A 26,834-nucleotide genomic window follows, 5' to 3' on the forward strand; every position below is an offset into this window, starting at 1 on the left:
ATCAGCTCAGCTGATCACCGCTGGGCTCCCAGCAGCCGCGGCGGGGGTCAGAAGCGGATGGCGTCGATGACCTTGACCCGGACGGCGAGCAGCGCCGGCAGCAGGCCGGCCAGGGCACCGACACCGGCGGCGGCCAGCAGGCCCTCGACGGCGGCCTCCACCGGGAAGCCGGGCAGGTCGGCGATCGGGACGCCGTCGTTGAACAGGTCGGCGATGGGCAGGTTGTCGACCACGGCCACGGCCAGGGCCACCGCGGCGAGCCCGGCCAGCACGGTGGCCACGACGCTCTCCAGCATGATCGCGCCGAACACGCGTGCGGAGGTCGCGCCGAAGCTGCGCCGGATGCCGATCTCCCGGATCCGCTGCCGTACCGCCATCAGGCCCACGTTGAACACGCCCAGCCCGCCGAGCAGCAGCGCCACCGCGCCGACCGCCCGGACGGCGAGCCGCAGCGTGTCGATGGTTCCCTCCAGGCTGGGGTCGTCGGCCCGGTAGACGTTGGCCGAGATGCCGGGCAGCAGCAGCGGCAGGTCCGCCTGCAGGGCGGCCATCACCTCGTCGACCTGCGCCGACGGCACCCACAGCTCGACGCTCGGTGGCCCGTACATCATCGCGGCCTGGTCGGCGGCCGCGGTGGCGCGCGCGTCGTCCAGGCCGGTGTGGTCGATGCGGTACACCGTGGGGCTCCGGTAGCCGTCGCGCAGCACGCCGACGACGGTGGCCGTCACCGGCCGAGCACCACCGAGGACGACGGTGCGCGGGGCGGTGAGGTCGCCACCGCCGAGCATGTCTAGGAAGAACTCGTTGACCACCAGCGTCGGGGACAGCGACGTGCGGTCGCCCTCCCGGAACCAGCGCCCCTGCACCGGCTGCAGGCGGTGCAGCGGCCCGTAGGACGGCGACACCTGCTGCACCTGGAGCTGCTGGGTGCCGCCGGGCAACCGGAACAGCGCGTCGCGGTAGGCGACCGTGGCGTAGGCTTCCACCCCGTAGCGGTCCAGCAGCTGGCCGACTGCGGCGTCCCACTCGGCGGCCGGTGCCGGTGCCCCGGTGGTCTGGTCGAAGCCGGACAGCTGGATGGTGGCCGACCGGCCGGTGCTGCGCTCGGACTGCTCCTGCTGCACCTGGGCGACGATCAGGCCCAGCCCGGTCACCGACGTCATCGCGAAGACGGCGAGGAACACCCCGACCAGGGAGAGCACCACGCGGGCCTTGTGCACCCGCACCTCGCCCCAGGCCTCGACGAACACGCCGATCAGCCCGGTCACGCGACCACCTCGGCGGTGCGCGCCCCGGGGGCCTCGGCGTCCATCGGGGTGAGCCGGCCGTGGTCCAGCCGCAGGCGGCGGTCGGCCAGGGCGGCGACCGCGAGGTCGTGGGTGATGGTCACCAGCGCGGCGCCCTGGGCTGCGGTCGCCTCCGCCAGCAGGGCCATCACCGCCTGGCCGGTCTCGACGTCGAGGGCGCCGGTCGGCTCGTCGGCCAGCACCACCCGGGGGCGGCGCACCAGCGCCCGGGCGATGGCGACGCGCTGCTGCTCGCCACCGGAGAGCCGCTCGGGCACCTGGTCGGCCCGGGCCGCGAGCCCCACCTGGTCCAGCACCTCCAGCGCGCGCCGGGTGCGGCCCAGGAACTCCCGGCCGCGGGCGTAGAGCAGCGGCGCGGCCACGTTCTCCACGGCGGTCCGGCGGGGCAGCAGGTTGAACTGCTGGAACACGAAGCCGAAGCACTCCCCGCGCAGGCGGGCGCGCCGCCGGCCGCGCAGCCGGTCGGTGGGCTGGCCGTCCAGCAGGTACTCCCCCGACGTCGGGGCGTCGAGCAGGCCGAGCACGTTGAGCAGGGTGGACTTGCCCGAGCCGGACCGGCCGACGATCGAGACGTGCTCGCCGGCCCCGATGGTGAGGTCGATGCCGCTGAGCACCTCCAGCAGGTCACCGCTGGGCAGCCGCACCTCCCGGCCGACGGCGGTCAGCTGCAGCTGGCTGCCCACCCGCTCCGGCGGCCCGCCCTCGCCCCGACCGCGTCCCCGGCCGTCGAGGCCCCTCATCCGCCGAAGCCGCCGTACATGCCGCCGTCCACCGGGGTGTCGTCCGGGATCGGCACGAACTGCAGCACCTGCTGGCCCTCGGTGAGCCCGCCGGTGACCTCCACCTGCTGGCCGTCGTTGAGCCCCAGGGTGACCGGCGTCTGCACCTGCTCGCCGTCCGGCCCGACCACCCAGACGTTGCCCGACTGCACCGAGCCCTGGACGGCGGTGATCGGCAGGGTGAGCACGTCCACCGCCGTGCCGGCCGCGACCTCCACGCCGGCGGACATGCCGGCGAACACCGGGGTGCCGGCCGGGACGGTGCAGCGGGCCGTCGTCCCGGTGGTCGCGCCACCGCTGCTCGGGTCGTAGTACGGGGCGCCGCCGGGCGGGGCCCCGGCCGGGTCCGCCGCCGTCTCGGGGGTGCCGAGGGTGAGGCCGGTGCAGGTGAACGGGGCCGGCCCGCCCTGCACGGTGACCGCGGCGGTGGTGGGGGGCGAGAGCAGCCGGAACTGGTCGGCCTGGGTCAGCGGTGCGCTGATCGACAGGGTGCCCGGGGAGATGGTGCCGGCGGCGTCCCCGACGGCGACGAGCTGGTCCACCAGGACGTCCAGGGTGGCGACCCGGCCGGCGGTGGGCGCCGGCACGGTCACCCGGGTGACCAGCGGCGGGCGCGGGGTGACCACCTCCACGCCCATCGCGTCCTTCGTGGTGACCGGGTCCCGCTCGGTGGTCACGGTGATCTCGAACAGCGCGTCACCGGCGGCGACGTCCTCGCCCTGCTCGACCAGCACCCGGCGCACCTTCCCGGCCGCCGTCGCCTTGACCGGGACGGCCGGGTCGGCCACGACCGTGCCGGTCACCGAGACGGTGTTCTGCACGGTGCCGACCGTCACCGGCACCGCCGGGCTGGCCAGGTCGACCGGTGCCGGGCCGCCCGAGCCGGCCGCGGTCGCGTCGGTGCCCGTGCCGCCCCGGAAGGCCAGCACCACGAGCGCGACGGCGATGACGCCCCAGACGAGCAGGCGCAGGGTGGGGAACACCACGGAGCGCAGGACCCTCATGAACACTCTTCTCACCGATCGGACGGGACTGTGCAGCAACGTAGCCACCCGATCGCCGGCTGTGGTCAACCCGGGGTCGACATCGGCATGCGGACCGGGTCATCCCCGAGGATGAGCACGATCACGGAACGCTCCGTGTCATCACCACAACGTCACGTCACGGACGCACCGGGCCCTCGGGCGGCGACCTGGGCAGACGCCGGGAGGCTCCCGCCGAGCCCGGGCGGCACCCGCCGGAGCCACCTACCGTCCTCCGGGTGTCCGCGTCAGTGGCCGGGCACCAGGCACCGCCCCGCCCAGCCCCGTCCGGTGGTGGCCTGCACACCGATCACCCGTGGACGGGGGCGGGGGACCCATTTCTCGACGCGCCCGCGCGTCTCGGGGTGAAGCCGGCAGCGCCGCCGGCCGGGCACCGATCGCCCGAACCCGACAGCTGACCCCGCAGGCGGTGGAATCGGAGAACCATGTCCCGCAACGTCCTGTCCCCCACCCGTCGCGTCCTCGTGACGGGAGGCGCCCTCGTCGGCGCCGCCGCCCTGTCCCTGGGTCTCGCCGGCCCGGCCTCGGCCGCCCCGGCGCACGACTGGAGCGGTGTCGCCCAGTGCGAGTCCGGCGGCAACTGGTCGATCAACACCGGCAACGGCTACTACGGCGGTCTGCAGTTCAGCTCCGCCACCTGGCTGGGCCACGGCGGCGGCCAGTTCGCCCCGCGCGCCGACCTGGCCACGCCCGAGCAGCAGATCGAGGTCGCCGAGCGCGTCCTGCTCACCCAGGGCCCCGGTGCCTGGCCGACCTGCGGCAAGCGCCTGACCGCCGCAGCCGCCCCGGCTCCGGCCCCCGCGCCGGCGCCCGCTCCGGCACCCACTCCGGCCCCGGCCCCGGCCCCGGCCGGCAGCTACACCGTGCAGCCGGGCGACACCCTGGCGAAGATCGCCCGCGTCCAGGGCACGGCCGGCGGCTGGCGCGGCCTGTGGGAGCTCAACCGCGCCACGGTGCCGAACCCGAACAGCATCCGAGTGGGCCAGACCCTCAGCGTCTGACCGCACCGGGGGCCCCGCCACGGCGGGGCCCCCACTCCGGGCCCCGTCCTGCGGCCCGTCCGGCCTTCTCCCCAGGGCCCACACCGGCCCGCCCCGCAGCAGCGGGCCGGTCACCCCCGCCAGACGTCCGCGACGGCGGCCGGCCAGGCCGGGTCGCTGGCGGCGTCCGCGTGGCCTCGCAGCCCCGGCCAGGGTCGGCGCTGCGGGTCCACGACGGCCGGGTCGAGCAGCCGCCAGTCCCGGCCGCACCGTCGGGTGCCGTGCTCGTCGACGACGTCGTCGCCGCGCCCGGCGCCCGCCGGGGCCAGCCGGGTCGACGTCCACGGCGGGCCCGCCTCCTCCGCGGAGCGGTCCCAGGAGAGGACGGCGCCGGCGAACGGGTCGGTGTCCCGGAACAAGCTGCGCCAGCGGCCACCCAGGGCCCGGAGCACCCAGCGCAGCAGGGCCACCGGCACCGCGGCCGGGAACACCCGGGCGTAGGCCACCTGCAGCTGCGAGCCGTGCGTGACCAGGGCGACCCGGTCGCGCAACCCGGCCGGCAGGTGCACCAGCGCCGCGAGGCACAGCAGGCTGCCCTGGCTGTGCCCGGTCAGCACCACCCGGGCGGCGCCCCCGGCGGTCAGGTGCCAGGCCACCCGGTCGGCGACGTCGGCCACGGCGCGCTGCGAGTACGGCGGCGGCACCACCGGGTGCACCTCGCGGGGCCAGAACGCGACGACGTCCCAGAGCACGTTGACCCCGCGGCGCACCGCCGGGGAGGACACCGCACCCCGGCCGACCAGCAGCAGGCCGGCGGCGAAGCCGACCAGTGCCACGGTGCCCACCGCCACCAGCACCCCGGCGGGCCGGCCGGGCACCGCGCCGGTCACCCCGGCGAGCAGGACCGGTGCGGTGACCGTGCCCAGCACGGCCAGCCCGACGAGCGCGGCCGGCAGGTGGCGGCGCAGCCCGGCCCGCCACAGCGCCGCCGCCGTCGCGTCCAGCAGCGTCGCGGGCGTGGTCGGGGCCACCAGCGCCCGGGCCGCGGCCGCCCGAGCGCGCAGCCGGCGCAGCGCGCGGCCCCGGCCGGCCAGCACCACCAGCGCACCGGCGGCCAGCAGCAGGACGGCGAACCCCCAGGCGCCGGCGACCCCGCGGTAGAGCCCGGCCACCTCACCGCCGACCGCCCACCGGGTGGCCCACACCAGCCCGGCGGTGAACCCGATGCCGAGGTGTGCCCCCAGGGCCGCCAGCACCCAGCCGGCCAGGCCCCCGGCCAGCGGCCGGAACGGCGGCGGGGTGTCCGCGGCGGTCCCCCGGCGGGCCGCGCCGGCCACGGCGACCAGCAGCACCAGCAGGCAGCCCGCGCCGGCGGCCACCAGCGCGGCGGTCAGCCCGGCCGTCCCGGGCAGCGGCCCGCGGGCCGGGGCCCGACCGGTCAGCACCAGCGCCCACAGCACGGCGGCCGCGCCGGCGGTGGCCACCAGCAGCACGGTGACCAGCCAGCCCAGCACCGGCCGCGGCCCGTCCCCGCGGCGCAGCCGGGGCGCCGGGGCCAGCGGGTCGCCGAGCAGCACCCCGAGCAGTGCCGCGGCCGCCAGCAGGGCAGCGGGCAGCGCCGGCACGCCGGCCTGGGCGCCGGCCGGCACCGCCACGACGGCCAGGCCGACCACCCCGTGCAGCCGTCGGAGCACCGGCACGTCGGGGTCGCCCCGGTAGAAGGCGGGGTCGGCCAGCACGGTGGCCGGCGGGTCCTCGGCGTCCACCGTGCGAGTGCCGGGCGGGGCGGCGCCGACCCGGCCACGGCCCAGCACGGCGACCACGCCGAGCACCAGCAGCACCCCGGCCAGCGCGGCCAGCACCGCGGCGCGGCGTCCCTGTCCCGGGCCCTGCCGGGCCAGCAGGTCGACCAGCACCTGCACCACGCCGAGGGCAAAGGTGGCGCTCAGCGCCAGGCCGAGCAGGCGCAGCGCGGCCAGCGCCGTGCTGCGGGCCCGGCGGCCGGCAGCCGGCGGCAACGCGTGCGCGGCCAGGTTGACCGCGCCGAACGGCAGCAGCAGGAACCACAGGCCCTGCACCCAGCTGCCGGAGGTGAACAGGCCCCAGTGGTAGCCCTCGAGCACGTGCCCGTCGCGCGCCGGCAGCGGCGTGCCGCGGCCGTCGGCCGGTCGGAAGAACCGCCCCGCGCCGTCCCCGGCGACCTGCACCACCACCGGGCTGCCCAGCAGGTCCTCCGGCGAGCTGCCCGCGGCGCCGTGGGTGCGCAGCTCGACCGTCGGGCCGCCGGTGGCGCCCGGTTCCTGTGCCTGCATGCCCGTCCCCCCGTCCGACGGTTCGCGAGCGTGTCACCGGGCATGATCGACCCGTCCCCCGCCGGCGCCCGTCCCCGGGCGCCGTGCCCGGCGGGCACCTCCCCGCAGCGCCCACCCGTCAGCAGAGCCCAGCACACCGCAGGCACACACCACCGCACCACGGAGGCCCCCGCATGTCGCAGCCCGTCCCGTTCGACGTCTGGGCACCGATCCCCACCCGGGTCCGGGTGCTGGTCGACGGCACCCCGCACGAGATGCAGCGCGACGAGGGCGGCTGGTGGCGGGCCACCGTCGAGGCCGGCCCGGACAGCGACTACGGCTACCTGCTCGACGACGGCGACACACCCCGCCCCGACCCGCGCTCGCCGCGCCAGCCGGACGGCGTGCACGGGCTGTCCCGCCGCTTCAACCGCGGTGCCCACGCCTGGGGCGACCGGGCCTGGACCGGCCGGGTGCTGGCCGGCGGCGTGGTCTACGAGATGCACATCGGCACCTACACCGCCGAGGGCACGTTCGACGCCGCGATCGGGCAGCTGGACCACCTGGTGTCCCTCGGCGTCGACTTCGTGGAGCTGCTGCCGGTCAACGCGTTCAACGGCACGCACAACTGGGGCTACGACGGCGTCGCCTGGTACGCGGTGCAGGAGACCTACGGCGGCCCCGCCGGGTACCAGCGCTTCGTGGACGCCTGCCACCAGCGCGGCATCGGCGTCATCCAGGACGTCGTCTACAACCACCTCGGCCCGTCCGGGAACTACCTCCCGGAGTTCTTCCCGGTCTTCGCCGAGGGCGGGGCGAACACCTGGGGCAACTCGATCAACCTGTCCGGCCCGGACTCCGACGAGGTGCGCCGCTACATCATCGACAACGCGCTCATGTGGCTGCGCGACATGCACGTCGACGGTCTGCGGCTGGACGCCGTGCACGCCCTCGTCGACGAGCGCGCCACCCACGTGCTGGAGGAGATGGCGACCGAGGTGGCCCGGCTGTCGGTCGCCGAGGGCCGGCCGCTGACGCTGATCGCCGAGAGCGACCTGAACGACCCCCGGATGGTCACCCCGCAGGTGGCCGGCGGCACCGGGCTGACCGCGCAGTGGAGCGACGACTTCCACCACGCGCTGCACGCGACCCTCACCGGCGAGGGCCAGGGCTACTACGCCGACTTCGCCGCCGCCGGCATCGGCGGGCTGGCCAAGACCCTCACCGGGGCCTTCTTCCACGACGGCGCGTGGTCCAGCTTCCGCCGCCGGCACCACGGCCGGCCGGTGGACACCCGGGCGCTGCCCGGCTGGAAGTTCGTCGCCTACCTGCAGGACCACGACCAGATCGGCAACCGCGCCGTCGGCGACCGGATCGCAGCCAGCCTCTCCCCCGGCCTGCTCGCCGTCGGCGCCACCATCGTGCTGACCAGCCCGTTCACCCCGATGCTGTTCATGGGCGAGGAGTGGGGCGCGGCCACCCCGTGGCAGTTCTTCACCAGCCACCCCGAGCCCGAGCTGGGCAGGGCCACGGCCGAGGGCCGGATCGGTGAGTTCGCCGAGCACGGCTGGGACGCCGCCGTCGTCCCCGACCCGCAGGACCGGGAGACCTTCCGGCGCTCCAAGCTGGACTGGTCCGAGCCCACCCGGGAGCCGCACGCCCGGCTGCTGGCGGTGCACCGGGAGCTGATCGCGCTGCGCCGGGCGCACCCCGAGCTGGTCGACCCCGACCTGTCGGCGATGGCCGTCAGCTGGGACGACGACGACCGCTGGCTGGTCGTGCACCGCGGCTCGCTGCGGGTGGTCGCCAACCTGGCCGACACCGCCCGGGAGATCGACCTGGACGTGCCGGCCACCGGCGTGGTGTTCGCCACCGGCGACGCGCCGACGCTGGACCACGGCTCGGTGACCGTGCCGGCCGAGAGCGCCGTCGTCGTCACCACCCGCTGACCGTGCGCTCGCTCCACCCGTCGGTCGGGCTGGTGCCCGACGAGGAGCTGGCCGCGGTGTACGGGCTGCCGACGGGCAGGGTGCTGCGGGTCAACTTCGTCACCTCGCTGGACGGCGCGGTCGCCGTCGACGGCCGCAGCGGCGGGCTCGGGTCCGACGGCGACCTGCGGGTGTTCCGGGTGCTGCGGGCGCTGGCCGACGCGGTGCTGGTCGGCGCGGGCACCGCCGCGGCCGAGGGCTACCGGCCGCTGAGCGCCGACTCCCCCGTCGGCCGGCTGCGCAGCGACCTCGGCCGCCCGGCGACAGCGCCGGTGGTCGTGGTGTCCCGGCGGGCGTCGCTGAGCCCCGACGACCAGCTGGCAGGCGCGGCACAGCCCACGGTGCTGGTCACCTGCGCCGCCGCCGACCCCGAGCGGCGCGCGGCGCTGACCGCGGCCGGCGTGCACGTGCTGGTCTGCGGCGAGGACGACGTCGACCTGCCCGAGGCACTGGACCAGCTCGCCGCCCGTGGGCTGGAGCAGGTGCTCTGCGAGGGCGGGCCGGCGCTGTTCGCCGCCGCGCTGGACGCCGGGGTGGTGGACGAGCTGTGCCTCACCATCGCCCCGGCGCTGGTCGGCGGCGGGCCGCAGCTGCTCGGCGGCACCGCGCTGGCGGAGGTGGCCCGCCCGGAGCTGGTGCACGTGCTCACCGAGGACGGCAGCCTGTTCACCCGGTACCGCTTGGCGTGACCGCCGGCGGTGCGGCCGTCGGGCACCGCGCCGCCGGCGACTCGGTCAGCCCTTGAGCTGGTCCAGCGTGAACGTCGCCGTGAAAGCCGCGGTGTCGCTCTGCACCTTGTTGTCCGCGGTGGTGGGCAGCGTGAGCACCAGCAGCATGCACAGCGCACCCTTGGGCTCGACCTCGAAGCTGCCCTTGGGCACGGTGAAGGCGTTCAGGGTGCCGAGGTCGGCGGTGCCCACGGCGTCGTCCAGGGTCTTGATCGCCTGGCATTCCTGGTAGTTGTGCGCCTTCTTGTCCACGTAGTACCCGACGGTGAGCTGAGCGCCGAGCTCGCCGCTGCCGGGCCCGGCCTTCGTGCAGTCGTCGCCGAGGAGCTTCTCCTCCGCCGCGCAGCCGTTCTCGTCGTTGACCACGTCGGCGATCGAGCCGTGCAGGTAGCCGGGCGTCGAGCCGGTGTTGCGCACCAGGAACGGGTAGATGCCCGTACTGCCCGGGATGAGGTTGCCGGCGATCGTTGGCGCCTGCGCCGGCGCGTCGACGGTCACGCTCAACGTGCCGGCGGCGACCGCCGGCCCGGTCGCCGCGGCGGAGTCGGTGAACCCGGCGAAGGTGCCGCCGGTGCTGAGGGCGATGAGGGCCACGCCACCCATGGCGGCGGAGGTGAGGACGAGCTTCTTCATGGTTGTTCTCCTGTCGATGGCCGCGCGGCGGCGGTCACCCGCCGGTCGTGCGGCTGGCAGGGAGAGGTTCCCGTGAGGGTCGGTGGGGCGGCATCGTCCACGTTGAGGATGCGCCGGCTGTAACGGGTGGGTCACGTGTTGCGGACACTGTCACCGAAATGGATCAGCTGGTCACGGCGCGTGTTGTAGTCGGCGCAACCCCAGGAGGTGGTCCGTGCCGATCAGGACGACGGCCGGCTCGGGCGGTGACCGGATGAGTCCGGCCCGCGACCGGCCGGTCACCCCGCCCGCCCGCCGACCCCGGCGGGCGGCGGCGCTGACCCGTCGCCGCAGCTCGCTGCTCGACGCGTGGGCGACCCCGCGCCGCCGCCCGACCGCGCTCCCGGACGTACCGGACGAGGCGACGGCGCTGCTGGCGGAGGCCGAGCAGCGGTTGCGCGCCGTGCGGGAGTGCCTGCACGACGCGCGGTCCCTGGTGGCCGGGGTACGCGCCGCGTCGTCGATGACCCGACACCCGGCCTTCGGTGACGACCCGGCCCGGCGCGCGGCTGTGGAGCAGGCGGTGGACCGGGAGCTCGCCCGGCTGGAGCGGATGCTGCAGCTGCCCGACCGGGCGCCCGCGCCGGGCGCCGTCGCCCTGGACGACGTGATCGGCTTCCTGGTCGGTACGCACCGGCAGCGCGGGCTCGCGGTCAGCTGGACGGCGACCGGAACCGGCCCGGTCACCGTCGACGCCGACGCGCTGGCGGTGATCGTGGGCAACCTGCTCGACAACGCCCTGGCGCACGCCGCCGGTGCCCCGTGCCGGGTGAGCGCGCACCTGGGCGACCAGCTCACCGTGACCGTCGCCGACGACGGCCCGGGCCTGGGCGACACCGGCGCCGTGTTCTCCCCGGGTGTGCACCGGACCGGCAGCCCGGGCGAGGGGCTCGGCCTGGGCATCGCTCGGGCGATGGCCCGCGCCCACGGCGGCGAGCTGGTGGCCGAGTCGTCCCGCGCCGGTGCCACGTTCACCCTGACGCTGCCCCTCGGGGCCGTGCACCTGCTCCCCACCACGCTGTCGGTCGACCCGGCCCGTCTCCGGCTGGTCGGATGACCACCGCGGTGCCCGTGCTCCTGGTCGACGACCACGTGCTGCTGGCCCAGGCGGTCCAGTTCGCGCTGCGCACAGCGGGGATCGAGGCGTCGGTGGTGGCCCCGGACTCCGCGGACGCCGTGCTGACCGCGGCCCGGGCGGTGGCGCCGGCGACCGTTCTGCTGGACCTGCGTCTGGGTGTCCCGGGCGGCACCGTGCTCGACGGGCTGGACCTCGTCGCCCCGCTGGTCGCCGCCGGCTGCACCGTCGTCGTGTTGACCGCCGAGCCGGCCGGCAGCGTCTGGGGCACGGCACTGCAGCGCGGGGCGACGACGGTGCTGGCCAAGGACGCCCCCCTGGACCGTCTCGTGGAGACGGTGCTCACCGTGCGCGCCGGCGGCGACCCGCTGCCTCCGGGACGACGGCAGCAGCTGCTCGCCGCGGCTCGCACGGCGCGCGCCGACGAGACCGCGCGCTGGGCTCCGTTCCGCCGGCTGAGCCCCCGGGAGGACGAGGTGCTGCGCCGGCTGGCCGACGGGATGACGACGGCCGCGATCGCTCGGGCCTCGTTCGTCAGCGAGTCGACCGTCCGCAGCCAGATCCGTGGCGTGCTGACCAAGCTGCAGGCCACCTCGCAGCTGCAGGCGGTCGCCGCCGCCCGCCGGACGGGCTGGCTGGACGCCGCCGGCCGCTGACCGGGCGTCCGCTCAGTCGCCCGGAGTCCCGGGGACCGGAGGTCCGGGAGCTGGGTCCACCGGCTCGGCGGGGCCGCCGCCGGCGGGAGGCGCGGTCGAGGCCTCCCCCTGCCCGCCCGTAGCGGGGGGCACTGCCGGCTCCGGCGGCGCGGACTCGACAGGCAGGGCGGGCCCCGGCTCCGGATCGGCGGGCAGCGCTGCCCCGACAGAGCCCGGGTCCGCGTCGGCTGCGACCCCGCCGTCCGGGGCCGGGTCCCCGGCCGGCCCGGCGATGGCCACGACCCCTGCGCCGGTCACGTCGGTGAACGACGCCGTCGTCGTCCCCGCCGGCCCCTCGGCCAGCGTGCCCGCCCACAGCGCCAGCGCCACTCCGACGACGGCCCGGCCGCTCACGTCGGCGGCATCGGGGGCGGGGGCACGGACCGATGCTCGTGCGCTGCTCCCCCGGCCCGCATCCCCAGCTTCGATGATGTGCGACCGGCCGGCCGTGGCGAGGATGGCGAGCGTGTCCACGACGCTGCTCCCACCGGCCGACGCACCCTCCCCCGCGGCTCCCGGGCACCGGCGGATGCGCGTGGTGCGCCGCGTCGTCGCGGGCCTGCTGGGTCTGGTGCTGCTGGGCGTGACCGGTCTCGCGCTGGGTATCGCGCTGTACCCGAGGGTGACCGGCGGCAGTGCGCTCACGGTGCTCAGCGGCAGCATGGCGCCCGGCATACCGGTCGGTGCCCTGGTCCTCACCCGCGCGGTCGACCCGAGCACCGTGGTGGTCGGCGACGTCGTCACCTACCAGCGGGCCACCGGCGTGCTGGTCACCCACCGGGTCGTGGCCGTGGACGGCACCGGCGCGACGCTGTCGTTCACCACCCGGGGTGACGCCAACGCCGACGCCGACGCCGACCCGGTGCCGGCCGGCGACGTCCGCGGTGTGCTGTGGTCCGCCGTGCCCGGTCTCGGGCGCTTCGCCGTGCTGGCGCACAGCCCGACCGGCGCCGGGGTGCTGGTGCTGCTGGCCTGCGCCGTGCTGGCCGTGTCACCGGGTCGGCAGCTCCCCCGGCCGGCCGACGAGCTGCCCGGGCCGGTCGCACCGTAGGACGGCGGCGGCGGGTGTCGGCGGGGGCTGCTTCACTGGCCGGCATGGACCTGCCCGTACAGCTGCCGGTGAAGCCCATGCTGGCCAAGGCCGCCACCACGTTCCCCACCGCGGCGGACCTGTGGTTCGAGCCGAAGTGGGACGGTTTCCGCTGCATCGTCTTCCGCGACGGCGACGAGGTCGAGCTGGGCAGCCGCAACGAGCGTCCGCTGACCCGCTACTTCCCCGAGGTCGTCGAGGCGGTGAAGGCGCAACTGCCGCAGCGGTGCGTCGTCGACGGCGAGATCGTGGTGCCGCAGGGCGACCGACTGCACTTCGAGTCGCTGCTGCAGCGCATCCACCCGGCGGTCTCCCGGGTCACGAAGCTGGCGCAGGAGACCCCCGCGTCGTTCGTCGCCTTCGACCTGCTGGCCCTGGGCGACGAGTCGCTGATGGAGCAGCCGTTCTCGGTGCGCCAGGCCCGGCTGCGCGAGGCGCTGGCCGGGGTGCAGGCACCCGTGCACACCACCGCCATCACCCGCGACGTCGCGCTGGCCCGCCGCTGGTTCGCCGAGTTCGAGGGCGCCGGGCTGGACGGCGTCGTCGCCAAGCCCGGTGGCCTGCCCTACGCCCCCGACCAGCGGCTGATGACGAAGGTCAAGCACGTGCGCACCGCCGACTGCGTGGTGGCCGGGTTCCGCTGGCACAAGACGACGACGCCGGAGCAGCCGCTGGTCGGCTCGCTGCTGCTGGGCCTCCACGACGCCGAGGGCGGCCTGCAGCACATCGGCGTCGCCGCGTCTTTCACCGTCACGCGGCGGGCCGAGCTGGTCGAGGAGCTGGCGCCGTACCTGGCCGACGCGCTGTCCGGGCACCCGTGGCAGGACTGGGCCAACGCCCAGGTGCTCACCGAGGGCGAGCAGCGGATGCCCGGCGCCACCAGCCGCTGGAACGCCGGCAAGGACCTGTCCTGGGTGCCGCTGCGCCCGGAGCTGGTGGTCGAGGTGAAGTACGACCAGCTGGAGGGCACCCGGCTGCGGCACACCGGGCACTTCCTGCGCTGGCGGCACGACCGGGACGCCCGCTCGTGCACCTACGAGCAGCTGGAGGTGCCGGTGCGCTACGACCTGGCCGAGGTGCTCGGGGGCCGCGTGCGGCCCACCGAGGGCTGACCGGGACGAGCAGCCGACCGCCGCGCCTCCTACGCTCCTGATCATGTCCGTCCCGAAACGCCTGGCCGCCCTCGCCACCGGGCTGCTGCTCGGCCTCACCGGCTGCACGTCCTTCAGCGAGACCGACGGCGCCGCCGCGCCGGCCGCGGCGAGCGCGACCCCGACGCCCGAGCAGGTCGACGCGATCGCCTGGACCGACTGCGACTCCGAGATCCAGCAGCTGATCGCCGGGCAGCCGGGGGCCGAGCGGGACCTGTCCTTCGAGTGCGGCCGCACCGACGTGCCGGTCACCTACGACGACCCCGACGGCCCGACCCTGCAGCTGTTCATGATCCGGGTGGTCATGGCCGGGCAGACCGACCGCGAGGGGTCGCTGCTGGTCAACCCCGGCGGCCCGGGCGGCTCCGGGGTCGACGCCGTCGTCGGCCTGGCGCTGACCCTGCCGGTGGAGGTGCTGCAGCGCTTCGACCTGGTCGGCTTCGACCCCCGCGGGGTGGGCCTGTCCTCCCCCGTCGAGTGCGTCGACGCCGAGCTCAAGGACCGGTCCGCGGCGTCCGAGCCGCAGCCGACCACCCCCGAGCAGCTGGACGACGCGTTCGCGCTGACCCGCGAGGTGGCGGACGCCTGCGCCGACGAGTACGGCGAGGGCCTCGGCGCCTTCAGCACGGTGGCCACCGCCCGGGACATGGACCGGCTGCGCCAGGCGCTGGGCGACGAGCAGCTCAGCTACCTCGGCTACTCCTACGGCACCACGCTGGGCTCCACCTACGCCGAGCTGTTCCCGGAGAACGTGCGCGCCCTGGTGCTGGACGGCGCCGTCGACCCGGACGCCACCGAGCAGGAGTCCGCCGAAGGCCAGGCCCGGGCCTTCGAGGCCGCCTTCGACGCGTTCGCGGCCAACTGCACCGGCCTGCTCGCCGGCTGCCCGATCGGCGCCGACCCCCGCGGCTTCGTGACCTCGCTGCTGGCCCAGGCCCGCACCGCCCCGATCCCCAGCTCGGAGGCCGGGGAGACCCGCCAGGCCACGGCCGGGCACGTGTTCACCGCGGTGCTCGCGGCCCTGTACGACACGTCGTCCTGGCCGCAGCTGGCGCAGGCCCTGGCCAGTGCCCAGGCCGGTGACTCGGCCGGGGTGTTCACCCTGGCCGACTCCTACAACGGGCGCTTCCCCGACGGCACGTACTCCAACATCACCGACGCGAACCTGGCGATCAACTGCGCCGACACCGACGAGGAGTACACCGAGGCCCAGGTGCGGGCGCTGGTCGCCGACTGGAGCGTCCGGTACCCGCTCTTCGGCGCGGGCTCCGCCAGCTCGCTCTACACCTGCTCGGTCTGGGACGCGCCGCGCACACCGCTGCCGGAGCGGGACGCCCAGGGCAGCGCACCGATCGTCGTCGTCGGCACCGAGGGCGACCCGGCGACGCCGTACCCCGGCGCGGTGGACATGGCCGAGGACCTCGACGCGGGCGTGCTGCTCACCTGGCAGGGCAACGGGCACACCGCCTACCCCAAGACGCCGTGCGTGACGGCGGCCGTCGACGCCTACCTGACCGACCTGACCGTGCCCGCCGACGGGCTCGTCTGCCCGGCCGCCTGAGCCCGGCACCACCGCACCGCCCGGGGAGGACCGGCCATGGCCAGCAGCAAGGACGCCGTCGTGCTGACCGTCGACGGTCACGAGGTGCGGGTGTCCAGCCCGGAGAAGCCCTACTTCGCCGAGCTCGGCCTGCGCAAGATCGACGTGGTGGAGTACTTCATCGCGGTCGGCCCGGGCGTGCTGGCCGCGCTGCGGCACCGGCCGACCACGCTGGAGCGCTGGCCGGGCGGGGTGTTCGAGGGCGCGAAGCTGTCCACCCGGACGGACACCAGCGGCGACGCGTTCTACCAGAAGCGGGTGCCCAAGAACGCCCCCGAGTGGGTGCCCACCGCGCGGATCACCTTCCCCAGCGGGCGCACCGCCGACGAGATCGCCCCGGACTCGGTCGCGGTGGTGGCCTGGGCGGCGAACCTGGGCACGCTGACCTTCCACCCCTGGCCGGTGAGCACGACCGACGTCGAGCAACCCGACCAGATCCGGATCGACCTGGACCCGCAGCCCGGCACCGACTTCTCCGACGCCGTGCGGGTCGCCCCGCACGTGCGCGAGCTGCTGCACGAGCACGGCATGCAGGGCTGGCCCAAGACCTCCGGTGGGCGCGGCCTGCACGTCTACGTGCCGATCCAGCCGCGCTGGCCGTTCGCCGACGTGCGCCGCGCCGTGATCGCGTTCGGCCGGGAGCTGGAACGCCGGCTGCCCGACCGGGTCACGATGAGCTGGTGGAAGGAGGAGCGCGGCGAGAGGATCTTCATCGACTACAACCAGATGGCCCGGGACCGCACGATCGCCAGCGCCTACTCGATCCGGCCCCAGCCGCACGCCCCGGTGTCCGCCCCGCTGGACTGGGACGAGCTGCCCGACGTGTCCCCCTTCGACTTCACGGTGCGCACCATGCCCGACCGCTTCCGCGCCCTCGGCGACCGGCACGCGGGCCTGGCCGACCACGCCCACGGCATCGAGAGCCTGCTGGAGCTGGCCGAGCGCCAGGAGCGCGACCTGGGTCTGGGTGAGCTGCCCTACCCGCCGGACTACCCCAAGATGCCGGGCGAGCCGATGCGGGTGCAGCCCAGCCGCGCCCGGCGTCCAGCCGGCGAGATCACCTGACCGACGGGGGACCACGACGCCGAGCAGCTGCAGTCGTGGTGGGCGGGGAGCCCGGCGCAGCCGACTCCGGCCGCGCCGGGCACCACTGGACCACTCAGTGAGCGCGGTGCAGCGCCTCAGCCGCCGGCGACGGTGAAGAGCTGCTCCATCCCGGTGATCTCCGCGCGCTGGCTGTCCACGATGTCCCGGGCCATCGCGACCGCGTCGGGGTCCTCCCCGTCGTCGATCTCGGTGACGATCTCCCCCGACAGCGACCTGGCTCGACGGCCTGCAGGTCAGTGCGCGGCGATGCGCACGGCGATCTTCCCGGTGGACCCGCCGCCCAGCGCCGCGAAGGCATCGGTCAGCTGCTCCAGCGGGAAGCTCCGGGTGACCGGCGCGCGCAGCCGCCCGGCCGCCGCCAGGTCGGCGATCGCCTGCAGGGCGGCCTGGTCGGCGTGCCCGAACACGTTGCCCGCCACCATCCCCGGCAGGGCGTCGGGCTCGGCGGCGAAGGTGGTGGAGGCGACCCGCCCGCCGGTGGCGAGCACCTGCCGGGCCAGCGCGGTCAGCTCGGCCGGCGCCTGCGGCACCAGGTGCACGATCGCCGCGATCCCCTCGGGGTGCCGGTCCCGCACGCTCTCGCCGAGGTCGGCCGAGGAGCCGTCGAGCACGTCCTCGGCGCCCAGGCTGCGCAGCAGCTCGGCACCCGGCTCCGAGCGGGCGGTGGCCATCACCCGCGCGCCCCGCGCGAGCAGCACCTGGACGGCGTAGCTGCCCACCCCGCCGCTGGCCCCGTGCACCAGCACCACGTCACCGGTGCTCGCGGCGACGGCCTCGACGCACTGCCACGCGGTCTGGGCGGCGTGCCCGAGGGCGCCGGCCGACTCGTCGTCCACGGCGTCGGGCGTGCGGACCACGGAGCTGCGGGGTGCCGCCGCCAGCTCGGCGAACGAGCCGCGGGCACCGGCCACCATGGAGTGCACGGTGCCGAACACGCGGTCCCCGGCGGCGAGGTCGGACACCCCGGCGCCGACGCGCTCGACGGTGCCGGCGAGGTCGGTGCCGAGCACGACCGGGTACTCGTAGGTCATGTAGGCGGCGGCCTCGCCGGAGGCGATGTGCAGGTCGCGGGGGTTGACCGAGGACGCCGTCACCCGGATCAGCACGTCGTCGTCGCCGACGGCGGGCACCGGGACGTCGGCGAGCTCGGGGTCGGTGCCGGACTCGCGGAGCAGCTGGGCGCGCACGGGTGAGCTCCTCGCTGTGGACCGGACGGGCCGGCCGGATGGGGATGCGGACGGGTCAGAGGGAGGGGACGCGCTCGGCGTGGTGGCAGGCCGAGCTGCTGTCGCCGATCAGCCGCAGCGGCGGCCGCTGGGCGCTGCAGACGTCGGTGGCCAGCGGGCAGCGGGGCACGAACGGGCACCCGGTCGCCGAGGGCCGGGCCGCGCCGGCGGTGCCGAACCCGGCGGCCTCGCGGGCCGCCCGGCGAGCGGCCTGCTGGGCCGGCCGGGGCACCGGGGCGGCCGCGGTCAGCGCGACGGTGTACGCCGCACCTCGTGCTCGACCAGGTGCGCGGGGAGCTCTACTGCAGCTACGCCGACGAAGACTTCACCGCGCCACCGGCGATGGTCGCCCGGTGGGAGCAGCTCCTCGCCGACGCCCCGGTGCGCTACCAGCGCGTGGCCCACCCGGGCGTGCAGCACGGGTACACGATGCCGACGCGGGACGTGCACGACCCGGTCGCCGCCGAGCGCGACTGGGAGCTGGTCGTCGCGATGCTGCGCCGTCAGCTGCCGGTCGACGGCGTGCGGCGCGACGGCTGACCCTGCGGGTGCTCAGCCCGCGGGGTCGTCCGCGGTGGCCAGGCGGGCGGCGCGGACGAGCGCGCCGCGCAGCCACCGGTGGCCGGGGTCGTCGGTCATCGTCTGGTGCCAGCGCAGCGACAGGGTCATGACGACGTCGACCGGGCAGGCCACGATGCGCACCGGCACGACCGGGGCCAACCGGCGGGCCAGGCGCTCCTGCACGAAGGCGACCCGGTTGCTGCCGGCCACCAGGAACGGCACGGCCAGGAAGCTGTCGGTCAGCACGTCGACGTGCGGGTCGATGCCGAGGGCACCCAGCCGGCGCAGCGGCGGGATCTCCGTGGTGCGCTCGTGCCGGCTCAGCTGGCTGACCCAGGGCAGTGCCGCGAGCTCGTCCAACGACAGCTCGTCCCCGACGCTGGTGTTGTTGGTGGACACGATGCACACCCAGCGGTCCGCCAGCAGCGGCTGGCCCGGATGGCCCTGGACGAGCTCGTGCGGCAGCACCGCGCCGTCGGTCTGGCGCAGCAGCGCGTCGACGTCCAGCTGGGCCATCGCGGTCAGCTGCTGCACGTCCAGGCTCGCCCCCGGGGCCTCGTCGGCCAGGATCCGGCTCAGCTGCTCGGCCAGCACGGTCACCAGGTAGTCGGAGATCGCGAGGGTGAAGCGGCGCGACGTGGTGGCCGGCTCGAAGTCGTCACCGAACAGCCGGTCCAGGGCATCGGTGGCCACCTCCAGCCGGGACTGGAGACTGGCCGCCAGCGGGGTGAGCTGGTAGTCGCGCCCGACCCGCACGAGCAGCTCGTCGCCGAAACGCCGCCGCAGCTGTGCCAGGACGGCGCTGGTGGCGGGCTGGCTGAGCCCGACCGACTCGCCGGCCCGGGTGACGCTGCGCTCGACCAGCAGGGCGCGGAGCACCGGCAGGGTCATCAGGTCCTGGCTGCGCAACGCCCGCCGGGACGGCTCGGGCACGGGGCCGCCCGCAGCGGGGCCGGTGGACGCGCGGTCGGGCACGGGTCCTCCTCGTCGAGCGGTCGCCGCGCTCTGCGGGCCACCCCCCATCATGCGCCCCCGCCGGGCCCCGTCATCGGCTGCCGGCACCGGTCGCGGCGCGCGAGCATCCACCCGCCCGATGGTCCGCATACCGACAAGACCATTCCGCACCGGTACGGCCGGGGTCACGATGGCCGCGACCTCCTGAGGACGCCCGGTCGGCCGACCGGGACCCGGCAGGTGCGTGCTGAGAGGAAACCCATGGCCTCCGTGGTGCAGGTGCTGTGCACCCCACACGACCCGACGCTGCCCGGCATCGCCGCCCGCGGTGCTGCCTCGCCCGAGCCGCTGCAGCGCACGATCGCCCAGTTCGCCGTGCTCCGGGAGCGACTGGCCGCCGCGCAGCCCGACCTGCTCGTGGTCGTCTCCGGGGACCACTTCAACCAGTGGTTCTTCGACAACATGCCGACCTTTCTGATCGGCAAGGCCGCCCGGGCCCGCGGCCCGTTCCCGCACGAGCAGGAGCTGTTCGGCATCGCGCCCTACGACACGGCGCTGGAGGGCGACGTGGCCCGGCACCTGCTCAGGCAGGGGCTCGCCCGCGGCATCGACTTCTCCTACAGCGACGACTTCCTGCTCGACCACGGGTTCACCGTGCCGCTGAACTTCCTGCGGCCCGAGCAGGACATGCCCGTCGTCCCGATCTTCACCAACGTGATGGCGCCGCCGGTGGCGACCGGGCGTCGCTTCTACGACCTGGGCTCGGCCGTGCGCGAGATGATCGAGGCGCACCCGGCGGACCTGCGGGTGGCGGTGATCGCCAGCGGGCACCTGTCCAACGCGATCGGCGGGCCCGCCATGGGCCGGTTCCTCACCCAGCCGGAGACACCGTGGGACACCCGCGTCTGGGAACAGATCACCTCCGGTGACACCGGGACGCTGATCGCGGAGAGCACCTACGAGACCCTGTCGGCGCTCGGCAGCGGGACACCCGGGTTCATGGACTACCTGTTCGCCCTCGGCGCGGTGGGCGGCGAGGCGCCCGTGTTCGCCGAGAAGATCTCCAGCACCTTCGGCCCGCCCACCGGCTTCCTGGCCTGGGGCGAGCAGGCGGCCCGCACCCCGGCCGGAGCGGCCCGATGAGCCGGTACGCGACCCACCGGACGATGTGGGAGGTGGCCGCCGACGGCGAGCTGGCGCAGCAGCTCAAGGACGACCCGGCGCAGGCCCTGGCCGGCCGCGACCTCACCGACCAGGAGAGCACCGCGCTGGCGAAGGGCGACGTGCGCGGGCTGTTCCAGCTCGGCGTGCACCCGTTCCTGCTCTACAACTTCGCACTGCGCCTCAACGGCGGCTTCACGATCCCCTTCTTCGAGGCCTACCTCGAGGCGCTGAGGGGCCTCGAACTCGGCGACCTGGAGACCTGACCCGATGACCGCAGTCACCCCCGCCACCCGCACCCCGGAGCACCCGGTCGACGAGGCCACCGGCCTGCGCCGGGACAGCTTCGCGCTGGCCAGCTACGCCGAGGGCGACCGCCGCTTCCCGGCCCTGGTCGGCTCGGACGGCACCGTCACCGACCTGTCCGGCACGTTCCCGGACCTGCACGCGGTCTTCGACGACTGGACCCGCAACCTGCAGGTGGTCGGCGACCTCTGGGCCTCCGGCAGCCGCCCGACCCGGCCGCTGGCGGGCCTGCGCCCGCTGCCGCCGCTGAGCCACCCCAACCTGCTCGCGGCCGGGGCGAACTACAAGACGCACTCGGCGCAGATGCTCACCAAGAACGAGTTCAACCAGCACAACCGGCGCCCCGGGGAGAGCGACGAGGACTTCTTCGCCCGCAACCTGGAGCTCATGGAGACCCGCTCCCGCGAGGGCGTGCCGTTCTTCTGGACCGGGCTGCACTCCTCCCTGGTCGGCGCCCAGGACGACGTGGTGCTGCCGGTGCTGGGCAACGAGCCGGACTGGGAGCTGGAGCTGGGCGTCGTCCTCGGCGGCACCGGCCGGCTGCTCACCCCGGACGAGGCGCTGGAGAAGATCGCCGGCTACACGATCGTCAACGACCTGGGCACGGTCGACCTGTTCCGGCGCACCGACATCCCGTGGGGCTACGACTGGGTGAGCAAGCACCAGCCGACGTTCAAGCCGGCCGGCCCGTTCGTCGTCCCGGCGCAGTTCTTCACCCTCGACGACACGATCCGCACCACCCTGTCGGTGAACGGGCAGGTGATGCAGGACTGGCCGACCGCCGACCTCATCTTCCGGCCCGAGCAGTTCGTGGCCTACGCCTCCGAGCGGGTCCGGCTCACCCCCGGGGACATGATCGTCATGGGCTCCCCGCCCGGGAACGGGAAGCACCACGGCCGCTTCCTCGCCGACGGCGACGTCATCGACAGCACGATCACCTACCTCGGTTCGCAGCGGAACCGCTGCGTCGCCGAGGACGCGCACGGGCGCACGCCGCACTTCGGCGACTTCCCCGCGAGCTGACCGGGTGACCAGCACGCGGCGCACCGCCGTCTCCCCCGACGGCACCCGCTTTCGGGACCTGGACGGCGACGGGGTGATGGCGCCGTACGAGGACCCCCGCCTGTCGGCCGAGGAGCGGACCGCCGACCTGCTCCCCCGGCTGTCGAGGCAGGAGAAGGCCGGGCTCCTCTTCCACACCATCATCGGCGTCGGCCGGCCCGGCGAGCACGACGAACCGGCCGGCGTCAGCCCCTACACGACCCGCGAGCTGGTCGGCGAGCGACTGGTCAACCACCTCAACGTGCACACCCTGCCCACGGCGCGGGAGACCGCGCAGTGGGTCAACGCGGTGCAGGAGCTGGCCGAGCAGACCCCGCACGGCATCCCGGTCACCCTGTCCACCGACCCGCGGCACGGCTTCACCGAGAACAGCGGGGTGTCCCTCGAGGCGGGGTCGCTGTCCCAGTGGCCCGAGTCGCTGGGGCTGGCCGCGATCGGGGACGTCCAGCGGGTCGCCGAGTTCGCCGACGTCGTCCGCCGCGAGTACCTGGCACTGGGGCTGCGGGCCGCGCTGCACCCGCAGGTCGACCTGGCCACCGAGCCCCGCTGGGGACGGCAGGGGCAGACCTTCGGTCAGGACGCGGCGCTGTCCTCGGCGTTCGTGACCGCGTTCCTGCGCGGCATGCAGGGCGAGCACCTGGGCCCGGCCAGCGTCGCCTGCACCACCAAGCACTTCCCCGGCGGTGGCCCGCAGGCCGACGGCGAGGACCCGCACTTCCCCTACGGCCGCGCGCAGGTCTACCCCGGCGGGCGCTTCGCCGAGCACCTCGAGCCGTTCCGCGCGGCGATCGCCGCCGGCACCAGCGCGGTCATGCCCTACTACGGCATGCCGGTCGGGCTGGAGCTGGACGGCGAGCCGGTCGAGGAGGTCGCGTTCGGCTTCAACCGGCAGATCCTCACCGGGTTGCTGCGCGAACAGCTCGGCTACGACGGCGTGGTGCTCACCGACTGGGGTCTGGTCACCGACATCGAGCTGTTCGGCAAGCCCTTCCCCGCCAAGGCCTGGGGGGTCGAGCACCTGTCCCCCGTCGACCGGGTGGCCCGGGTGCTCGACGCCGGCGCCGACCAGTTCGGCGGTGAGGTCCGCACGGACCTGGTGCTGGAGCTGCTGGCCGACGGGCGGCTCGACGAGCGGCGCGTCGACGAGTCGGTGCGCCGGCTGCTGCTGGTCAAGGTCCGGCTCGGGCTCTTCGACGACCCCTACGTCGACGAGGACGCGGCGGAGCAGGTGGTCGGTGCCGCGCCGTTCCGGGCTGCCGGGCACCGGACCCAGGCGGAGTCGGTGACCGTGCTGGCCGGCGCCGCGGAGCTGCCGCTCGCCCCCGGGCGCCGGCTGTACGTCGAGGGCGTCGGCCCGGAGGTCGCCGCCGGCTACGGGGTGGTCGTGGACGACCCGGCCGACGCCGACCTGGCGCTGGTGCGGCTGCAGGCACCCTTCGAGCCGCGCGACCGCTACTTCCTGGAGGCGATGTTCCACCAGGGGTCGCTGGACTTCCCGGCCGACGTGGTGGAGCGGGTCACCGCGCTGGCCGCGCAGGTGCCGGTGGTCCTCGACGTCACCCTCGACCGGCCGGCCGTGCTCACCCCGTTCGACGGCGTGGTCACGGTGCTGACCGCCAGCTACGGCTGCTCGGACACCGCACTGCTCGACGCGCTGAGCGGTGCGATCGCCCCGCGCGGGCGGCTGCCGTTCGAGCTGCCCCGCTCCATGGCCGCCGTACGGGCCAGCCGTCCCGACGTGCCCTCGGACACCGCGGACCCGCTGTACCCGGTGGGCGCCGGTCAGACCGTTGCGCCCGCCGGCCGAGGTCGGGAGCACGTCACCGCCGCGCCTGCGTCGTCGTCGGGACGTGCCGCTCCAGGGAGCTGAGCTGTGCCAGGGCGACGAGGCGTCGGTCAGCCGCCGGCGACGGCCGCCACCGGAGGGGTCCTGGCCGCACGGCGGGCCGGGGCCACCGAGGCCAGCAGCCCGGCAACCGTGGCAACGACGACGATCGCGCCGACCTGCAGCCACGGGACGGCCAGCACCACGGCCCCGCCGTCCTCGGCCAGGGCCGAGCTGACCGTGGCGAGGCCGTAGGCGCCGCCCGCCACGACGCCGAGCACGGCGGCGACCCCGGCGGCGAGGACCGCCTCCCAGGCCAGCAGCACACGCACCTGACCCCGGGTCAGCCCCAGGGCCCGCAGCAGACCGGTCTCCTGGCGCCGCTCGACCACCGACAGGGCGAGGGTGTTCCCGCCCCCGATCAGCGCGATGAGCACGGCCACGGCGAGCAGGCCGGTCCCGACACGCAGCAGCGTGTCGAGCAGGGCGTCCGTCGTCGCCCGCTCGCTGGCCGTCCCGGTCACCTCCGAGGCGGGCAGCCCGCTCTCGGCCAGGGCGGCGATCTCGTCGACGGCGGCGATCTGGTCGATGCCGTCGGCCAGCCTCAGCCACATCGTCTGCACCGTCGCGTCGGGCGCCAGCCGGAGCAGGTCGTCGGCGGTCACCGTGAAGCTGCTCTCCTCACCGGACACGACGGTGAACGTCTGCGACCGGTCGCCGGAGACGAGCGTCAGCGCGTCCCCTGCCTGCACGCCCAGACGCCCCAGGCTCCACGTCGGCACGACCATCTCGCCCGGCCGGGGCAGCGTCGTCCGGTCCGCGGACCGCAGCACCGGCAGTGCCTGCGTCGGGTCGACCCCGTCCACCTCCACGGGGAGGTCCGGACGGGCCGGGTCGACGACGCTCGCCCTGATCACGCCGGTGGACGCCACCACGCCGTCCGCGGTCGCCAGCTGCTGCTGCACCGACTCCGGCATCGCGTCGTAGGCGCCCACGATCACGTCGGTCGGGTACCTGGCCGCCAGTCCGGCCCCGGCGGTGGCCCGAGCCGAGCTGGTCGCGACCACCATCGCGGTGGTCAGGGTGACCCCGATCGTCAGGGCGATCACGGTGGTCGCCGTCCGGTGCGGGTCGCGGCTGGCGTTGCCGGCCGCCAGGCGGGCCGGCAGGCCGCCGACCCGGGCGACGAGCCGGCCGGCCAGGGCGACGACCGGGGGCACCGCCCGCTGCGCGAGCAGCAGACCGCCCAGCGCGCTCAGCACCACGCCGGCCAGCGTGGCGAGGAACTCCGCGGACGCGACGCCGATCGCCTGCAGCGCGACGCCCGAGCCCACCAGGAGCAGGCCACCGCCGAGCCGGGCCACCCCGCCGCGGGAGCGGAGCGGTGCCGGGTCGGTCGGCCGCAGTGCGGCGAGCGGGGCGACCCGGGTGGCGGCCCGGGCCGGAGGCAGTGCGGCGATCACCGTGGTCAGCGTGCCGACCGCCAGCCCCGTGGCGACCGCGGACGGCGGGACGGAGAGGCCGGACAGCGCGATCGCGGAGTCGGTGGCCCCGACGATCGCCGAGACGGCCGCAGCCAGTCCGACCCCCGCGAGCACGCCCAGCGCGGAGGCGAGCAGCCCGGTGACGGCTGCCTCCCCGAGGACCCCGCGGCGGACCTGCCGGGCGGTGGCACCCACGAGGCGCAGCAGCGCCAGGTCGCGGGTCCGCTGGGCCAGCAGCACGGCGAACGTGTTGGCGATGACCAGGCCCGCGACCAGCACGGCGACGGCGGCGGAGGCCAGCAGGGCCTCGGTGAGGACGCCGGTGTCGCCGAGCACCGCCCGGGCGGCGAGCTCGGCCTGCTCGGCCCCGGTGCGCACGGTGACACCCGTGTCGGGCACCGAGCCGCGCACCACGGCGGCCAGGGCGTCGGCGTCGGTGCCGGCCGTCCCGGCGATCCGCAGCTCGCCGGAGTCGATCGGGCCCCAGCTCTGTGCCTGCTGCGCGGTGACGAAGCCTCGACCGGAGCGACCCGCCGTCGCGTCGCTGCCCAGGTCGACCACCCCGGTCACGGTCAGGTCGCTGGTGACCAGCACGCCCTGGGTGTCGTAGGTGGACACCTGGAGGACGTCACCGACGGCGGCGCCGACACGCTCGCTCACCGCGATCTGGCCCGGGCCGGTCGGCAGCGCCCCGTCGGTCAGGTGCTGCCAGCGCAGCGCCGGGTCGTCGGCGACGGACTCGACCTCCATGCCCAGCTCCCCGGCCCGCCCGGGGACGCGGGCCGTCATGGCGATCTCCACCGAGGGGTCGACCGCGCGGACGCCGTCCACAGCGGCCACCGCGCCCACCAGGTCGCCCACGCCCGTGCCGCCCTCGCCGACGACGACCACGCTGGCGTCGACGTACTCGGCCGCGGTGGCCTCGAGCACGGTGTCCCGCGCGGTCTGGTCCAGTGTCAGCGTGGCCACGACGAAGCCGACGGCGGTGACGATGGCCAGGGTGGAGGCGACGAGCCGGGGCAGGTGAGCCCGGATGCCGGCCAGGGTGACTGCGAGCACGGGTCAGCTCCCGAGCCCGCGCAGCGCGTCGATGATCGAGTCGCTGGTCGGCCGGTGGACCTCGCCGGCCAGGCGACCGTCGGCCAGCAGCACCACACGGTCGGCGTGGGCGGCCGCGATCGGGTCGTGGGTGACCATGACGACGGTCTGACCGGTCTCCCGGACGGCGGAGCGGAGCAGGCCGAGCACCTCGGTGCCGGCCCGGCTGTCCAGGTTGCCCGTGGGCTCGTCGGCGAAGACGACGTCGGGGCGAGGGAGCAGGGCGCGGGCGACGGCCACCCGCTGCTGCTGTCCGCCGGAGAGCTCGTGCGGCCGGTGCCGGAGCCGGTCGCGCAGGCCGAGCCGGCCGACCACCGCGTCCGTCCAGGCGCGGTCGGGGCGCTGTCCGGCCAGTTGCATCGGCAGCACCATGTTCTCCTGCGCGGACAGCGTGGGCAGCAGGTTGAACGCCTGGAACACGAAGCCGATCCGCTGACGACGCAGCGCGGTCAGCTGTTCGTCGCTCGAGCCGGTCAGTTCGGTGTCGCCCAACCACACCGAGCCCGAGGTGGTGGTGTCCAGGCCGGCGAGGCAGTGCAGCAGCGTGGACTTGCCGGAGCCCGACGGCCCCATGATGGCGGTGAAGGCGCCGCGTGCGAACGCGACGTCGACCCCGTCGAGCGCGTGCACGGCCGTCTCACCCGAGCCGTA

General features: G+C 75.6%; 23 protein-coding genes, 1 pseudogene and 1 riboswitch. Of the genes and pseudogenes, 14 read left to right on the top strand and 10 right to left on the bottom strand.

Going from position 1 to position 26,834, the window contains the following annotated elements; genetic code table 11:
• Positions 1 to 47: 47 nt before the first annotated feature.
• The 3 genes from G1H19_RS10620 to G1H19_RS10630 are packed head-to-tail and all read right to left on the bottom strand — an operon-like array spanning position 48 to position 3,090.
• Positions 48 to 1,268, bottom strand: coding sequence for an ABC transporter permease (locus G1H19_RS10620; RefSeq protein WP_152727544.1), 1,221 nt, complete (start codon positions 1,266 to 1,268; stop codon positions 48 to 50).
• Entirely contained in the window at positions 1,265 to 2,047 is a 783-nt protein-coding gene (locus G1H19_RS10625; RefSeq protein WP_152727543.1) for an ABC transporter ATP-binding protein, read from the bottom strand. The genes G1H19_RS10620 and G1H19_RS10625 overlap by 4 nt, the downstream gene beginning before the upstream one ends.
• Positions 2,044 to 3,090 carry an efflux RND transporter periplasmic adaptor subunit gene (locus tag G1H19_RS10630; RefSeq protein ID WP_152727542.1) on the bottom strand — a complete coding sequence of 349 codons (1,047 nt, stop codon included), beginning with the start codon at positions 3,088 to 3,090 and terminating at the stop codon, positions 2,044 to 2,046. The genes G1H19_RS10625 and G1H19_RS10630 overlap by 4 nt, the downstream gene beginning before the upstream one ends.
• A gap of 312 nt (positions 3,091 to 3,402) precedes the next feature.
• Positions 3,403 to 3,552, top strand: a riboswitch (cyclic di-AMP (ydaO/yuaA leader).
• A 2-nt stretch (positions 3,553 to 3,554) separates the two neighbouring features.
• Here G1H19_RS10630 and G1H19_RS24510 point away from each other — a divergent pair.
• Complete coding sequence (locus tag G1H19_RS24510) at positions 3,555 to 4,130, top strand: transglycosylase family protein (RefSeq protein WP_152727541.1); 576 nt, start codon at positions 3,555 to 3,557, stop codon at positions 4,128 to 4,130.
• A 110-nt stretch (positions 4,131 to 4,240) separates the two neighbouring features.
• Here the strand turns inward: G1H19_RS24510 and G1H19_RS10640 are convergent, their stop codons facing one another.
• A complete protein-coding gene (locus G1H19_RS10640; RefSeq protein WP_152727540.1) occupies positions 4,241 to 6,421 on the bottom strand; it encodes a hypothetical protein in 2,181 nt (726 codons plus the stop codon).
• A gap of 173 nt (positions 6,422 to 6,594) precedes the next feature.
• Between G1H19_RS10640 and treZ the strand changes: the two genes are divergently transcribed.
• A complete protein-coding gene (gene treZ / locus G1H19_RS10645) occupies positions 6,595 to 8,349 on the top strand; it encodes a malto-oligosyltrehalose trehalohydrolase (RefSeq protein WP_152727539.1) in 1,755 nt (584 codons plus the stop codon).
• A gap of 2 nt (positions 8,350 to 8,351) precedes the next feature.
• Complete coding sequence (locus G1H19_RS10650) at positions 8,352 to 9,077, top strand: dihydrofolate reductase family protein (protein ID WP_162392285.1); 726 nt, start codon at positions 8,352 to 8,354, stop codon at positions 9,075 to 9,077.
• Positions 9,078 to 9,122: 45 nt separating this feature from the next.
• Here G1H19_RS10650 and G1H19_RS10655 read toward each other — a convergent pair whose 3' ends face one another.
• Positions 9,123 to 9,749 carry a TasA family protein gene (locus G1H19_RS10655; protein ID WP_152727537.1) on the bottom strand — a complete coding sequence of 209 codons (627 nt, stop codon included), beginning with the start codon at positions 9,747 to 9,749 and terminating at the stop codon, positions 9,123 to 9,125.
• Between the two features lie 253 nt (positions 9,750 to 10,002).
• Here G1H19_RS10655 and G1H19_RS10660 point away from each other — a divergent pair, with 253 nt between their 5' ends.
• The 6 genes from G1H19_RS10660 (at position 10,003) to G1H19_RS10685 (ending at position 16,464) form a co-directional block, all read left to right on the top strand.
• Complete coding sequence (locus tag G1H19_RS10660; RefSeq protein WP_163638808.1) at positions 10,003 to 10,845, top strand: sensor histidine kinase; 843 nt, start codon at positions 10,003 to 10,005, stop codon at positions 10,843 to 10,845.
• A complete protein-coding gene (locus G1H19_RS10665) occupies positions 10,842 to 11,519 on the top strand; it encodes a LuxR C-terminal-related transcriptional regulator (RefSeq protein WP_152727535.1) in 678 nt (225 codons plus the stop codon). The genes G1H19_RS10660 and G1H19_RS10665 overlap by 4 nt, the downstream gene beginning before the upstream one ends.
• Before the next feature lie 505 nt (positions 11,520 to 12,024).
• Complete coding sequence (locus G1H19_RS10670) at positions 12,025 to 12,609, top strand: signal peptidase I (RefSeq protein ID WP_162392286.1); 585 nt, start codon at positions 12,025 to 12,027, stop codon at positions 12,607 to 12,609.
• A 44-nt stretch (positions 12,610 to 12,653) separates the two neighbouring features.
• The gene (locus G1H19_RS10675; RefSeq protein WP_152727533.1) at positions 12,654 to 13,760 is read left to right on the top strand and encodes an ATP-dependent DNA ligase; all 1,107 of its coding nucleotides are present in this window, start codon (positions 12,654 to 12,656) and stop codon (positions 13,758 to 13,760) included.
• A gap of 43 nt (positions 13,761 to 13,803) precedes the next feature.
• On the top strand, positions 13,804 to 15,360 hold the full coding sequence (locus tag G1H19_RS10680; protein WP_152727532.1) for an alpha/beta hydrolase: 1,557 nt from the start codon (positions 13,804 to 13,806) through the stop codon (positions 15,358 to 15,360).
• A 36-nt stretch (positions 15,361 to 15,396) separates the two neighbouring features.
• A complete protein-coding gene (locus tag G1H19_RS10685; protein WP_152727531.1) occupies positions 15,397 to 16,464 on the top strand; it encodes a DNA polymerase domain-containing protein in 1,068 nt (355 codons plus the stop codon).
• 275 nt (positions 16,465 to 16,739) lie between these two features.
• On the opposite strand, the gene G1H19_RS10695 is transcribed toward G1H19_RS10685, so the two are convergent.
• Together G1H19_RS10695 and G1H19_RS10700 are read right to left on the bottom strand one after the other, a co-directional pair.
• Positions 16,740 to 17,693 (bottom strand): quinone oxidoreductase family protein, encoded by a 954-nt coding sequence (locus G1H19_RS10695; RefSeq protein WP_152727530.1) that lies wholly within the window; start codon positions 17,691 to 17,693, stop codon positions 16,740 to 16,742.
• Between the two features lie 55 nt (positions 17,694 to 17,748).
• Positions 17,749 to 17,985: pseudogene (locus G1H19_RS10700) on the bottom strand (ABC transporter ATP-binding protein); the annotation flags it as partial.
• A gap of 20 nt (positions 17,986 to 18,005) precedes the next feature.
• Here G1H19_RS10700 and G1H19_RS10705 point away from each other — a divergent pair.
• Positions 18,006 to 18,272, top strand: coding sequence for a dienelactone hydrolase family protein (locus G1H19_RS10705; RefSeq protein ID WP_152727529.1), 267 nt, complete (start codon positions 18,006 to 18,008; stop codon positions 18,270 to 18,272).
• Between the two features lie 12 nt (positions 18,273 to 18,284).
• Here G1H19_RS10705 and G1H19_RS10710 read toward each other — a convergent pair whose 3' ends face one another.
• Complete coding sequence (locus G1H19_RS10710; protein ID WP_162392287.1) at positions 18,285 to 19,268, bottom strand: LysR family transcriptional regulator; 984 nt, start codon at positions 19,266 to 19,268, stop codon at positions 18,285 to 18,287.
• A gap of 240 nt (positions 19,269 to 19,508) precedes the next feature.
• Here G1H19_RS10710 and G1H19_RS10715 point away from each other — a divergent pair, with 240 nt between their 5' ends.
• From G1H19_RS10715 to G1H19_RS10730, 4 genes are read left to right on the top strand one after another with little or no spacing between them, the layout of a single operon-like run.
• Complete coding sequence (locus G1H19_RS10715; protein ID WP_152727527.1) at positions 19,509 to 20,390, top strand: DODA-type extradiol aromatic ring-opening family dioxygenase; 882 nt, start codon at positions 19,509 to 19,511, stop codon at positions 20,388 to 20,390.
• On the top strand, positions 20,387 to 20,674 hold the full coding sequence (locus tag G1H19_RS10720; RefSeq protein WP_152727526.1) for a hypothetical protein: 288 nt from the start codon (positions 20,387 to 20,389) through the stop codon (positions 20,672 to 20,674). The genes G1H19_RS10715 and G1H19_RS10720 overlap by 4 nt, the downstream gene beginning before the upstream one ends.
• 4 nt (positions 20,675 to 20,678) lie before the next feature.
• The gene (locus tag G1H19_RS10725; protein ID WP_152727525.1) at positions 20,679 to 21,737 is read left to right on the top strand and encodes a fumarylacetoacetate hydrolase family protein; all 1,059 of its coding nucleotides are present in this window, start codon (positions 20,679 to 20,681) and stop codon (positions 21,735 to 21,737) included.
• Between the two features lie 4 nt (positions 21,738 to 21,741).
• Entirely contained in the window at positions 21,742 to 23,646 is a 1,905-nt protein-coding gene (locus tag G1H19_RS10730) for a glycoside hydrolase family 3 protein (protein ID WP_162392288.1), read from the top strand.
• A 26-nt stretch (positions 23,647 to 23,672) separates the two neighbouring features.
• Here G1H19_RS10730 and G1H19_RS10735 read toward each other — a convergent pair whose 3' ends face one another.
• Both G1H19_RS10735 and G1H19_RS10740 read right to left on the bottom strand, forming a co-directional pair.
• Positions 23,673 to 26,144 carry an FtsX-like permease family protein gene (locus G1H19_RS10735; RefSeq protein ID WP_152727524.1) on the bottom strand — a complete coding sequence of 824 codons (2,472 nt, stop codon included), beginning with the start codon at positions 26,142 to 26,144 and terminating at the stop codon, positions 23,673 to 23,675.
• Positions 26,145 to 26,147: 3 nt separating this feature from the next.
• The gene (locus tag G1H19_RS10740; RefSeq protein WP_235927901.1) at positions 26,148 to 26,813 is read right to left on the bottom strand and encodes an ABC transporter ATP-binding protein; all 666 of its coding nucleotides are present in this window, start codon (positions 26,811 to 26,813) and stop codon (positions 26,148 to 26,150) included.
• Positions 26,814 to 26,834: the final 21 nt, after the last annotated feature.

It is taken from the genome of Goekera deserti, from assembly GCF_010685995.1.
In the GTDB taxonomy this organism is placed as follows: Bacteria; Actinomycetota; Actinomycetes; order Mycobacteriales; family Geodermatophilaceae; genus Goekera; species Goekera deserti.

What these genes read in the sequence shown, in the direction of transcription:
- G1H19_RS10630 (WP_152727542.1), bottom strand. Translation starts at nt 3,090, where the DNA reads ATGAGGGTCCTGCGCTCCGTGGTGTTCCCCACCCTGCGCCTGCTCGTC.
- G1H19_RS10725 (WP_152727525.1), top strand. Translation starts at nt 20,679, where the DNA reads ATGACCGCAGTCACCCCCGCCACCCGCACCCCGGAGCACCCGGTCGAC.
- G1H19_RS10655 (WP_152727537.1), bottom strand. Translation starts at nt 9,749, where the DNA reads ATGAAGAAGCTCGTCCTCACCTCCGCCGCCATGGGTGGCGTGGCCCTC.
- G1H19_RS10640 (WP_152727540.1), bottom strand. Translation starts at nt 6,421, where the DNA reads ATGCAGGCACAGGAACCGGGCGCCACCGGCGGCCCGACGGTCGAGCTG.
- G1H19_RS10715 (WP_152727527.1), top strand. Translation starts at nt 19,509, where the DNA reads ATGGCCTCCGTGGTGCAGGTGCTGTGCACCCCACACGACCCGACGCTG.
- G1H19_RS10625 (WP_152727543.1), bottom strand. Translation starts at nt 2,047, where the DNA reads ATGAGGGGCCTCGACGGCCGGGGACGCGGTCGGGGCGAGGGCGGGCCG.
- G1H19_RS10675 (WP_152727533.1), top strand. Translation starts at nt 12,654, where the DNA reads ATGGACCTGCCCGTACAGCTGCCGGTGAAGCCCATGCTGGCCAAGGCC.
- G1H19_RS10680 (WP_152727532.1), top strand. Translation starts at nt 13,804, where the DNA reads ATGTCCGTCCCGAAACGCCTGGCCGCCCTCGCCACCGGGCTGCTGCTC.
- G1H19_RS10720 (WP_152727526.1), top strand. Translation starts at nt 20,387, where the DNA reads ATGAGCCGGTACGCGACCCACCGGACGATGTGGGAGGTGGCCGCCGAC.
- G1H19_RS10660 (WP_163638808.1), top strand. Translation starts at nt 10,003, where the DNA reads ATGAGTCCGGCCCGCGACCGGCCGGTCACCCCGCCCGCCCGCCGACCC.
- G1H19_RS24510 (WP_152727541.1), top strand. Translation starts at nt 3,555, where the DNA reads ATGTCCCGCAACGTCCTGTCCCCCACCCGTCGCGTCCTCGTGACGGGA.
- G1H19_RS10685 (WP_152727531.1), top strand. Translation starts at nt 15,397, where the DNA reads ATGGCCAGCAGCAAGGACGCCGTCGTGCTGACCGTCGACGGTCACGAG.
- treZ (WP_152727539.1), top strand. Translation starts at nt 6,595, where the DNA reads ATGTCGCAGCCCGTCCCGTTCGACGTCTGGGCACCGATCCCCACCCGG.
- G1H19_RS10665 (WP_152727535.1), top strand. Translation starts at nt 10,842, where the DNA reads ATGACCACCGCGGTGCCCGTGCTCCTGGTCGACGACCACGTGCTGCTG.